Origin of the sequence: Latilactobacillus fragifolii, assembly GCF_905332535.1 — a bacterium.
Classification (GTDB): Bacteria; Bacillota; Bacilli; order Lactobacillales; family Lactobacillaceae; genus Latilactobacillus; species Latilactobacillus fragifolii.
The window spans coordinates 396,308-407,927 of the sequence record NZ_CAJOCF010000001.1 but is presented as its reverse complement, the minus strand read 5'-3'; the positions used below and the strand labels follow the sequence as shown (position 1 = coordinate 407,927).

Annotated in this window: 10 protein-coding genes; all 10 read right to left on the bottom strand. The window is 45.6% G+C overall.

The genetic code is table 11. The features are described 5' to 3' along the window. Positions 1-77: 77 nt before the first annotated feature. Positions 78-716 carry an orotate phosphoribosyltransferase gene (gene pyrE / locus J7Q78_RS01965; protein ID WP_208422311.1) on the bottom strand — a complete coding sequence of 213 codons (639 nt, stop codon included), beginning with the start codon at positions 714-716 and terminating at the stop codon, positions 78-80. Then, complete coding sequence (pyrF, locus tag J7Q78_RS01960) at positions 713-1,432, bottom strand: orotidine-5'-phosphate decarboxylase (protein ID WP_208422310.1); 720 nt, start codon at positions 1,430-1,432, stop codon at positions 713-715. Before pyrF ends, pyrE begins: the two co-directional genes overlap by 4 nt. Before the next feature lie 104 nt (positions 1,433-1,536). Continuing rightward, the gene (gene carB, locus J7Q78_RS01955; protein ID WP_208422309.1) at positions 1,537-4,719 is read right to left on the bottom strand and encodes a carbamoyl-phosphate synthase large subunit; all 3,183 of its coding nucleotides are present in this window, start codon (positions 4,717-4,719) and stop codon (positions 1,537-1,539) included. A gap of 17 nt (positions 4,720-4,736) precedes the next feature. Continuing rightward, positions 4,737-5,813, bottom strand: a complete 1,077-nt coding sequence (locus J7Q78_RS01950) for a carbamoyl phosphate synthase small subunit (protein ID WP_208422308.1) — start codon at positions 5,811-5,813, stop codon at positions 4,737-4,739. Positions 5,814-5,821: 8 nt separating this feature from the next. Continuing rightward, positions 5,822-7,108, bottom strand: coding sequence for a dihydroorotase (locus J7Q78_RS01945; RefSeq protein WP_208422307.1), 1,287 nt, complete (start codon positions 7,106-7,108; stop codon positions 5,822-5,824). A 15-nt stretch (positions 7,109-7,123) separates the two neighbouring features. Continuing rightward, positions 7,124-8,041 carry an aspartate carbamoyltransferase catalytic subunit gene (locus tag J7Q78_RS01940; RefSeq protein WP_208422306.1) on the bottom strand — a complete coding sequence of 306 codons (918 nt, stop codon included), beginning with the start codon at positions 8,039-8,041 and terminating at the stop codon, positions 7,124-7,126. Next, positions 8,028-9,335, bottom strand: coding sequence for a uracil-xanthine permease family protein (locus J7Q78_RS01935; protein ID WP_208422305.1), 1,308 nt, complete (start codon positions 9,333-9,335; stop codon positions 8,028-8,030). Before J7Q78_RS01935 ends, J7Q78_RS01940 begins: the two co-directional genes overlap by 14 nt. Before the next feature lie 161 nt (positions 9,336-9,496). Beyond that, complete coding sequence (pyrR, locus tag J7Q78_RS01930) at positions 9,497-10,039, bottom strand: bifunctional pyr operon transcriptional regulator/uracil phosphoribosyltransferase PyrR (protein ID WP_154242003.1); 543 nt, start codon at positions 10,037-10,039, stop codon at positions 9,497-9,499. 169 nt (positions 10,040-10,208) lie between these two features. Next, positions 10,209-11,114, bottom strand: coding sequence for an RluA family pseudouridine synthase (locus tag J7Q78_RS01925; RefSeq protein WP_208422304.1), 906 nt, complete (start codon positions 11,112-11,114; stop codon positions 10,209-10,211). After that, entirely contained in the window at positions 11,107-11,562 is a 456-nt protein-coding gene (gene lspA / locus J7Q78_RS01920; protein ID WP_208422303.1) for a signal peptidase II, read from the bottom strand. The genes J7Q78_RS01925 and lspA overlap by 8 nt, the downstream gene beginning before the upstream one ends. Positions 11,563-11,620 lie beyond the last annotated feature (58 nt).

Here is an 11,620-nt window from a genome sequence, read left to right as displayed (position 1 = left end):
GCGTTCCCCAAAAATCAATTTTCGGGGAACGCTTTTTTGACGGCTTAAGCGACCTGATTGCCGTCACACGCTAACGCTTAATGTGCGTCTGACCATGCCTGTGGGTCTTGGCGCCATTCGTTTAGCACATTTACTTGTTCCGCTGTTAGGTTATTAGCTGCTTTTTCAACGGCTAATAAAGCGGAGAAATTCGATAAGGTTGTTAGTGGTAATTTGGCGGCTTCAAAATTCTTTTGGCTGGCTACTAGTTCGTATGAAAAAATTCCGAAAATCCCAAGGACTGCCGCCCCCGCCTTTTGAGCCGCCGCAGCTGCTTGTAAGACACTTCCACCTGTTGAGATTAAATCGTCAATCAAGACTAGTTTTTGGCCGGCTTTAAATGGACCTTCAATTTGGCGGCCTTGGCCGTGTTCTTTTGGTTTCGAACGGATATACACCATCGGCAAGTTGAGTTCAGCAGCCACCCAAGCGGCATGTGGGATGCCGGCCGTCGCGGTCCCCCCGATGACTTCAACGTCTGGGAATTGCCCTTTGATTGCCGTAGCTAAGTTAGTAGCGATGAGCTGACGTACTTGGGGATAACCAATCGTTAGGCGGTTATCGCAATAGATGGGACTTTTCAACCCACTGGCCCAAGTAAAAGGCTGGTTTGGTCGCAGACCGATGGCATGAATATCAATTAAGGCTTGTGCGACTTGGTGGGCAATTGTTGTCATTTGAAGGACTCCCATTCTGATTTAATCGCCTGATAGGCTTGATAAGGTTGTGTAGCTTGGGTGATCGGTCGGCCAACGACGATGGCTGAGCTCTTAGCTTGGGCTGCTGCTAGCGGGGTAACGGCCCGTTTTTGGTCGTTAGTTTGACTGGTTGCTGGCCGAATACCTGGGGTGACACAGAAAAAATCAGGATTGGTATGTTCACGAATTATTGGGACCTCTTGAGCGGAACAGATCACACCATCGCAACCAGCATTTTGTGCGAGCTTTGCATAGTGGGCGACAGACGCTGGCAGGCTGACATTAACAAGTTGTTCAGCTTGCATTTGCGCTTCGCTAGTTGAGGTTAACTGCGTAACCGCCAGTAGTTTGGCGGGTGGCACGTTAGCTAGAGCGGCCCCTTTTTTAAGGCCAATTGCCCCTGCTTTTAGCATTGCTTGTCCGCCGGTAGCGTGCATGGTTGTGTAATCGACACCGAGTTGCCCGATAACAGTCATTGCGTTTTGAACCGTCTTAGGAATATCGTAGAGTTTTAAGTCGAGAAAAAGGCGATAACCGCGCGCTTTTAACGTTTTAATCAGTTGTGGTCCCGCTTGATAAAAAAGTTCCATGCCAATTTTAACGAATAAAGGTTCATTCGTTGGAAATTGCGCTAAAAAACAATTTGTTGTTTCCCAGTCTGGAAAATCAAGCGCAATAATTAAAGGGTTCGTCATAAGGGCCTCCTATGGTAAACCAAATGATTTTAAATCGGTTCGCTTTGGATCGACAAACGGAGCAAGCCGTCCTTGACCAAAGACTTTAGTTGCTTTTAATGGTTTTAAAGGGGTTTGGTCAGGAGCGATTGTGATTCTAAGACGGCTAAGATCGCATCGGCGGTGTCTAATGATGTCATTAATGGAATACCGTGTTCAATGGCGGTTTGACGGATAACAATGCTATCTTTAGCAACTTGCGGGGCTTCATTTAAACCAGTTGTATTGATGACTAATTGAATGTGGCCGGCTTTGATTTTATCAAGCAAATCCCCGCTAGTAGCATTAATCTTGGCAACGGATTGAACTGGGACGCCAGCTGCTTGAAATTCTTGACTAGTCCCAGGTGTGGCGATGATTTGATAGCCAACTTCACGGAAACGCTTTGCTAATTCGAGCGCGTGTGTCTTATCTTGGTTGGTAATCGTCATTAAGACGTTACCATGACTTGGTAGGTGCATCCCACTAGCCTCAAACGCTTTGTAGAGCGCTTTTTGCATCGTAACATCAGTCCCCATGACTTCCCCAGTGGATTTCATTTCTGGACCGAGTAAGCTGTCAACCCGCGTTAGTTTCGAAAATGAAAAGACTGGCGCTTTAATATGAATGAGTGGACCAGCTGGTAATAGACCGGTTGGGCTCTTTAATTCGGCTAAAGTACTACCTAAAATGACTTGGGTTGCCAGTTGCGCCATGGAAATCCCAGTGACCTTACTCAAGAATGGGACGGTCCGGCTAGCTCGGGGATTGACTTCGATGACGTAAACTTCTTCATTTTGGATAATAAACTGGATGTTTAATAAGCCGCGACATTCAAGTGCTAAACAAAGTTTTGTTGTATAGGTGATGATGGCTTGCTTTTGGGTATCCGTCAGGTTCTGTGGGGGGTAAACGGCCATTGAATCGCCTGAGTGAACACCAGCGCGTTCGATATGTTCCATAATCCCTGGAATTAAGACATCTTGGCCGTCACAGATTGCATCGACTTCACATTCTTTACCCAATAAGTAGCGATCAATTAAGACTGGCTGATCAGTCGAAATGCTAACGGCTTCTTTCATGTAATGGGTAAGGTCTTCTGCAGTATGGACGATTTCCATTGCCTGTCCACCTAGTACAAAACTAGGTCGGATTAACACAGGGTAACCGATGTTTGCTGCAATTTTTAAGGCATCTGGTGTATTTGTTGCAGTTGCCCCGACGGGTTGTGGAATGGCGAGTTCAGTGATTAATTGGTCGAATTGATGGCGATTTTCCGCGCGTTTTAAATTAGCGACATCTGTGCCAAGAATTTGCACCCCGTTTTCAGCTAGTGGTTCGGCGAGGTTGATAGCAGTCTGTCCCCCAAATTGAACGATGACGCCTTCTGGTTTCTCAAGTTCAACGACGTTTAAGACATCTTCTAGCGTGAGTGGTTCGAAGTACAATTTATCTGAAATTGAAAAATCCGTGGAGACCGTTTCGGGATTACTATTCATAATAATTGCTTCATAACCGGCCTTTTGGATGGCTTGAACACAGTGGACGGTTGCATAATCGAATTCGACCCCTTGGCCAATTCGAATTGGCCCGGCACCAATCACTAGGATTGAGGGTTTGGGACTGACGATACTTTCGTTTTCTTGTTCATAAGTTGCATAGTAATAAGGGGTTTGTGCCGCGAATTCGGCTGCACAGGTATCGACCATCTTATAAACTGGCTGGATGCCACTTTCCTGGCGCATTTGGCGAACTTGAGCGGGCATAATTTGCCAAGTGGCTGCAATTTTAGCATCGGCGAAGCCATTTTTCTTGGCGATTTCAAGTAGCGTTAAGTCGCCTTTATCAGTACGTAGTTGTTCTTCAATTTCAACAATGTGGCTAAGTTTATCTAAAAAGAAAAGATCGATTTTTGTCAATTCACTAAGTTCTTGAATTGAATAGCCACGACGCAACGCTTCAGCGAGGTAAAAGAGTCGGTCATCTTGGGGATGTACGATTCGTTGGATAAGATCGTTGTCACCGACGGCTGTTAATCCCGAAATTTCAAGATGGTCAGTGCCGATTTCAAGTGAGCGGACAGCTTTGAGGAGTGCTTCTTCAAGGTTGCGCCCAATCGCCATCACTTCACCAGTAGCTTTCATTTGAGTGCCCAATTGGCGGTCACCTTTGTTGAACTTATCAAAGGGCCAACGGGGAATCTTAGCAACAACGTAATCGAGCATTGGTTCAAACTGCGCGTAAGTCGTCTTAGTGTTTGGATTATGAATTTCATCCAGTGTTAAACCGACCGCGATTTTTGCCGCCATCTTCGCAATTGGATAACCAGTGGCTTTAGAGGCAAGGGCTGACGAGCGGCTCACCCGTGGGTTGACTTCAATAATGTAGTAGTGGTCGCTATTAGGATCAAGGGCCAATTGAACGTTACAGCCCCCTTCAATCTTTAAAGCACGAATAATTTTAAGCGCAGCATCACGTAACGTTTGAACTTCACGGTCACTAAGTGTTTGAACGGGTGCAAACACAATAGAGTCACCAGTATGAATACCGACTGGGTCGAAGTTTTCCATATTGCAGACGACTAATGCGTTGTCGTTGCAATCACGCATGACTTCGAATTCGATTTCCTTGTATCCGGCAATGCTCTGTTCAACGAGGACTTGACCGACTGGTGACAGGCTAAGACCATTTTTGACAATTGTACTGAGTTGACCAGCATTTTCGGCAATTCCGCCACCAGTGCCACCAAGCGTAAAGGCCGGGCGGATAATGACCGGATAGCCGTTTTGGCTCACGAATTCTTGGGCTTCGACAAGCGAATGCGCAATCGCGGATTCTGGAATCGGTTCATTTAATTGATTCATCAAGTTTTTAAACAATTCACGGTCTTCGGCTTGGTCAATCGCGCTTAACTTGGTCCCAAGTAATTCAATGTGCAGTTCGGCGAGAATCCCGTTATTAGCAAGTTCTAAGGCCATGTTCAAGCCAGTTTGGCCCCCGAGAGTTGGTAAAATGGCATCGGGGAGTTCTTTGCGCAGAATCTGCGTGACAAAATCGATGGTAATCGGCTCGATATAAACTGTATCAGCGACGGTTTTATCGGTCATAATCGTCGCCGGATTGGAGTTGATTAAAACAACTTGATAGCCTTCTTCTTTAAGTGCTAAGCAGGCTTGCGTCCCAGAGTAATCAAACTCAGCGGCTTGCCCAATCACAATCGGGCCAGAGCCAATCACTAAAATTTTATGAATATCGGTACGTTTTGGCATCGCTAAATCCCCTTTTACTATTTTTGACGACGATTGAAGTCATCGATCATATCGATAAATTCATCGAATAGATGTACGGCATCGTGTGGACCAGGGGCTGCATCTGGATGGAATTGAACAGAAAAGGCCGGATATTGTCTGTGACGAAGCCCTTCGACGGTTTGATCGTTAATTTCAACGTGGGTAATGAGTAGATTTTGTGGGTCGATGGAGTCAGCAGCCACAGCGTATCCGTGATTTTGCGAAGTAAAGTCAATCCGTTTGGTGGCGACTTCTCGAACCGGATGATTGAAACCGCGGTGACCGAACTTCATCTTATAGGTCTTAGCCCCATTGGCCAGTGCAAAAAGTTGGTGGCCGAGACAAATTCCGAAAATCGGGACTTTCCCTTGAATCCCTTGAATCATATTAATTGCTTCTGGGACATCTTCTGGATCGCCAGGGCCATTGGTTAACATGACGCCATCTGGATCAAGGCTGAGAATTTCATCTGCCGTTGTGTTATAAGGTAAGACGGTAATGTTACAGTTACGTTTTGAAAGTTCGCGTAAGATACTATGTTTTAAGCCAAAGTCAATGACAATAATGTTCCGCCCATTAGCGGGACTCGGATAAGGTTTGGCAGTTGAGACTTGTTGGACTTGGTTCTTTGGTAAGACCAATGCCTTAAGTTGATCAAAGGCGTGATCGTCGGCTGCATCGACAATACTGGCTTTCATGGTGCCTTTATCGCGTAAACGCCGTGTAAGGGCCCGCGTATCGATGCCGGCAATCCCGGGGATTTTCTTTTGCTTCAAAAAGTCGTCGAGGCTCATGTTCATCCGCCAGTTATTTGCTAGCCGTGGCGTTTCATGGACGATAACCCCTTTACAAGTCGGTTTAATGGATTCAAAATCGTCACGATTGACCCCGTAATTACCAATTGAAGGGTATGTAAATGCGATGATTTGGCCGTTATATGATTGATCGGTGATGGTTTCTTGGTACCCACTCATCCCGGTGTTAAAGACGATTTCACCGGTCGAGATAATTGGGGCTCCAAAACCGGTCCCAGGATAGATGGTGCCATCTTCTAAAATAAGGTAACGCTTCATATCTTAGTTCACTCCTTTTGATAAGCAATCTGACCAGCGACCAAGGTTAATAAGGTCCCACCTTGAACTGCTTCGCCAATAAATGGTGTATTGTGGCCTTTCGATAAGAACGTGGCGGTGTTAAGCGTGGTAGTGTCGGTTAAGTCAAAAACAGCAAGATCGGCTGGTTGACCAACTGCTAAGCGTCCTGCATGCGGGAAGTTATAGACCTTGGCGGGCTTGGTGGTTAGCCAGCTTGTCAGTTGTGCGAGGCTAAACGGACCATGCGCCACTAAATGGGTGTATAGCAAACTAAAGGCTGTTTCACTCCCTACTATACCAAATGGGGCTTTCAATAACGACTGTTGTTTCTCTTTTATAGTGTGTGGTGCATGGTCGGTTGCGATAATATCAATTGTTCCATCCATTAAGCCAGCCCAGAGTGCTTGACGATCGGCAAGTGATCGTAATGGTGGATTCATTTTATACATTGGCTTGTCGCTGGTAATCGCTGAATCATCGAGTAACAAGTGATGCGGTGTAACTTCACAAGTAATATTAAGCCCATCTTGTTTAGCCCGTCGAACGAGGGCGACGGTTTCTTTAGTTGAGATATGGCAGATATGATAATGAACACCGGTCGCCCGGGCTAGTTCAATATCACGGGCGACTTGCGCCGATTCACTAACACTCGCAATCCCCGGAACACCTAGTTTTTTAGCGGCTTGGCCATCATGAATGACACCGCCGTTGACAAGTGATTCATCTTCAACATGCGCAACAATTGGCAGGTTGATCTGGGCTGCTGCTTGCATAGCTACGTACATTGTTTGTGCGGTTTGTACCCCGTGTCCATCATTAGTAAAGCCGACGGCCCCGGCCGTCTTAAACGCGGGCATGTCAATAATTGTTGGCTCAGTTAAGTCGTTGGTAATCGGTGCCAATTGATACGTGTGTACCCTAGTTTCTAACTGGTTTCGTGTAACTAGTGACTTGAAAGCTGGTAAGTTATCAGGTACCGGCTTTAAATTAGGCATCGCAATCACGCTGGTAAAACCACCGTGAGCAGCTGCCGCACTTCCTGTTTTGAGCGTTTCTTTTGCTGTAAAACCTGGCTCTCTAAAATGGACGTGACCGTCGATTAGGCCAGCACTAACAAAATGACCTTGTGCGTCATATACGACTTGTGGATCGGTTGGGACTGTGGTAATCGTTGATGCAATTGCCGTGATTTGCCCAGTTGTATCGATGGCGATGTCCCGTTTTTGCAGTTGCCCGTCGATTAAGATTTGGCCATTTTTGATTAATCGATACATAACAGCGCTCCCCTCTTAGTGTTGAATCAGGTGTTGTTGGTCTAATAAGTGTTCGATGATGGCCATCCGCATGAAAACGCCGTTGGTCATTTGTTTAAAAATCCGTGATTTGGGTGCTTCGACTAGTTCATCTGCAATTTCAACGCCGCGATTGACGGGCGCTGGGTGTAACCAGACGGCACTAGGCTTAAGTTGTGCCGCACGGTCAGGCGTCAAGCCATATTTAGAATAAAATGCCCTGTCCGATAGCGTTTCGTCGGCAGCAAAACGTTCGTGTTGAATTCGAAGTAACATTACCACATCGACTTCTGGTAAGACAGCATCCAGTTTGACAGTCTGGCCGTATTGGGCGAATTCTGGTGCAAACCAGGCTTCAGGTCCCGCAAAATATAGTGTAGCACCGAGTTGTTTAAGTAGTTGCATATTGGACCGCGCAACGCGTGAATGACGCAAGTCACCACAGATGACGACTTTTAATCCTGCAAAGTGTCCAAACTCTTCGTGAATCGTCATTAAATCGAGTAAACATTGGGATGGGTGTTGTCCGCTACCATCACCCGCATTCGCTAGTGCCATATGCAACTGGTCATCGGCGAGTAATACATCGTAGTAGTTATTTTGTGAATGCCGGACGGCAACAAAATCAACGCCAATTGCCTGGACTGTTTTGAGTGTATCGCTAAGTGTTTCGCCTTTAGAAGTCGAACTAGTTTCGGCGTTAAAATTTAAAACGGTCATGCCAAGTTTATGTTCAGCCATTTCGAAACTTGTGTGGGTGCGGGTGCTATTTTCAAAGAAAAGGTTCATCGCGTAAACTGGCCGCGTTAACTTGATGGTTGTGCCTTTTTTAAAAGCACTAGCGCGCTCGATGAGCTTTGCGACTAAATCATTGGTTAGTTGATCAACGGAAACCAGCGTCTTATGAGTGTGCATTGTGTTGGGCCTCCAATTCAAGTTCACTCTTTGCTTTGTCTGGTAAAACAAGGTTTAAAACAATCCCGAGAACAGTTGCAATCGCAAGACCTGAAAATTGGTATTGCCCTAATTGTAAGTAGGCATTGCCAATACCGATGACAAGGATTGATGAACCAATCATTAAGTTGCGTTTTTTATCGAAGTCAACTTGTTTGTCGATCAAAACACGCAAACCGCTTGATGCGATGACGCCAAAGAGTAAGAAGCTAATGCCGCCGATAACGGGTGCAGGGATGCTTTGGATTAAAGCACTTAGTTTGCCGATGAAACCAAACAACATGGCAAAAAATGCGGCGCCCCCTAAGACCCAGACACTGTGGACCTTGGTGATGGCTAATACCCCGATGTTTTCACCATAGCTTGTGACGGGCGGCCCGCCGACAAAAGCAGCAATGATTGATGCTGTCCCGTCGCCTGCTAAAGTGCGGTGAAGACCAGGATTTTTAAAGAAGTTTCGTTTTGTGAGTTTATTTAAAACCATGATGTGGCCCATATGTTCGGTCATTGTGACAAATGCAATGGGCGCCATGCTCAAGATGGCTCCCCAGTACAAGCTGGGGTGGTATGTCACAAATGGAACTTGGAAGTCAGGAACCTTGAACCAAGGCGCAGCCATGACGGGTTGAAAGTCAACAATCCCGAATAAAACCGCGATGATGTAACCGGCAATAATCCCAAGTAAAATCGGGACTAAACTCATGAAACCTTTTAGATACATATTGAAGCCAATTGTGATTAATAATGTTAATAAGGCGACTGCGAAAAATTTTAAATCGTAATTACCATGCGCATTAATGGTTGCTTGTTTCGCAGCTGTTCCGGCCAGTGATAAGCCAATGACCATCACGATCGGCCCAACCACAATTGGCGGTAAAGCTTTATCAATCCAGTTAGAACCAATTAAACTGACCAAGATTGAGACAATTAAGTACACTGCCCCAACCGCCATTGTGCCTTGTGCAATCCCAGGATAGCCGGTCGTTTTCATTAAGGCGAGCATTGGGACGATGAATGAAAAACTCGATCCCATGTAAGCGGGAATCTTCCCTTTGGTGATTAAAAGATACATTAAGGTGCCGACCCCTGAACTGAATAAGGCAATTCCTGGATTTAACCCGACTAGAATTGGGACTAAGACGGTTGAACCGAACATTGCAAACATATGTTGAATTGATAAACCAATCCATTTACCAGTACTTGGACGTTCGTTAACGTCTAAGACCGCATCGGGATTTCTAAATTGGGTAGTCATAACTAGCTCCTCCATATTGACGATTTTGAACCAAAAAAAAGACACACGCTCCAACAGATTGGTAGGTGTGTCCCTTGACGGACTTAGGCCCCTTTTTTCAGCGCACTAAGTTCAAGACAAACCCTTTTGCTCTCTCTGGAGTCAATTAAACGGTTCAGTCGTTATTTAGTTAATTTTTCGATGGTAATGCCGTCGTGTTGATCAATTTCTTCCATTGCAACGCGAATTTGTTCGTTAAGAGCGGTCGGAATATTTTTACCGACAAAATCGGGGCGAATTGGTAATTCGCGATGACCCCGGTCAACTAAGACCGCCAGTGAAATCTTCTTTGGCCGCCCCAAATCCATTAACGCGTCAAGCGCAGCACGAATCGTCCGGCCTGTGTAGAGAACATCATCAATCAGAATGACATGTTTGTTCGTAATATCGACGGGAATGGCGCTACCGTTAATCTGTGGTTCATTTTGCGTATTTAGATCATGTTGATCATCGCGGTACAACGTAATATCTAAAGTCCCGGCGGGCAATGTGATGCCCTCTAATTGTTCGAGCCGTTGGGCAATCCGTTGGGCAATAAAAACACCACGCGTTTTGATTCCGACAAGGACAAGATCCGAAATCCCCTTATTCTGTTCGATAATTTCATACGTAATCCGGGTAAAGACGCGTTTCATTGTGTTACTGTCGACCACTTCTTTGACCATCGTAAAAACTCCTTTCAAACAAAAAACCTCTCAAACCGATAAGGTCGAGAGGTTACAGTTAAAGACTCCGCGTCTAGTGGTGCTTTCACCGTACCTTCTCGGCCTCACGGGACCGCTTTTAAAGGCTTCTATTAAGTTAGACCTAGTTTAACGGAGAATTGTTGACTTGTCAATGATTTTTGCGTAATTCACACAAAGTTTTTGCGAAGATTGCTGGTAATGGCGCTTCAAAACGCATCATTTCACCTGTCGTTGGATGCTTGAAACCTAATACGGCAGCATGTAGGAACTGGCCATGACCCGACAATGTTTTCCGTGGGCCATAAACGGGATCGCCAGCGACCGGCCGGTTAATGTATGCCAAATGGACACGGATTTGATGGGTGCGACCGGTTTCTAGTCGACATTTGATTAAGGTGAAATCCTCGAATCGTTCCATCACGGTAAAATGCGTTACAGCTGGGCGGCCGTCTTCGATAATCGCTTGTTTCATACGATCGACTTTTGAGCGACCGATTGGCGCATCAATGGTGCCTTCATCTTCTTCAATGTTACCGTGAACCAATGCGATATACTCACGTAAGTTTTCTTTAGCTTTGAGTTGAGCAGATAGAGCGTCATGGGCTTCGTTGGTTTTTGCGACCATTAAAAGCCCAGATGTATCTTTATCAATTCGGTGAACAATGCCGGGACGAAAGACGCCGTTAATTTCGGACAATGGTGTGTGGGCTAATAATGCGTTGACCAATGTCCCATTAGGGTGACCCGCTGATGGATGGACGACCATCCCTTGCGGTTTATTCACTACGAGGACTTGATCATCTTCATAGACAATATCAAGCGGAATATCTTCTGGTGTTAAGTCGAGCGTTACTGGGTCGGGGATATGCACGGTGACGACATCCCCAGTGACAACTTTGTGGTTACTCTTACAAGGTTGATTGTTGATTTGAATCAAGTCTTTTTTCAACCATTGTTGGATTTGTGAGCGCGAGTAATTGGGTAGTAATTGGGTGAGTGCCTTGTCAATCCGGCCTGTTTCAGTTGTAATCGTTAATTGTTTAGTTTCAGTCATGAGTCACTTTCTCTTTCAACAAAATAGCAATAAAGACGCAGACGACCCCTACTGTTAAGGCAACATCTGCAACGTTAAAGATGGGAAAATTAATAAATTCGATTTGGAACATATCCACGACGTATTTGAGGTGGAGCCGATCGATGAAATTACCAAGTGTCCCGGCTAACAACAATGTTAAACCGATGCGGTAAAATTTTTCAGTGTGATCAGAGGTATAAAATAAGTAGCCGATTACCCCGAGGGCCACAATTGTGACAAGGTAGAAAAACCACTGTTGGCCAGCCAAGATACTCCACGCAGCGCCATCATTTTGGACGTACGTTAAACTCAGTACATTCGGGATAACGGGTTGGGTTGCTGCAAAGGCAAGATTGGCAACAATCCAGCTTTTTAAAAGTTGGTCGCCGAGTACAATGACTGCGGCTAAAACGATATAGATGAACATAGGTCCCTCCTATTCATACAATCTATCATTGTCCTTAAAATCGGCTGACTTGTCAATC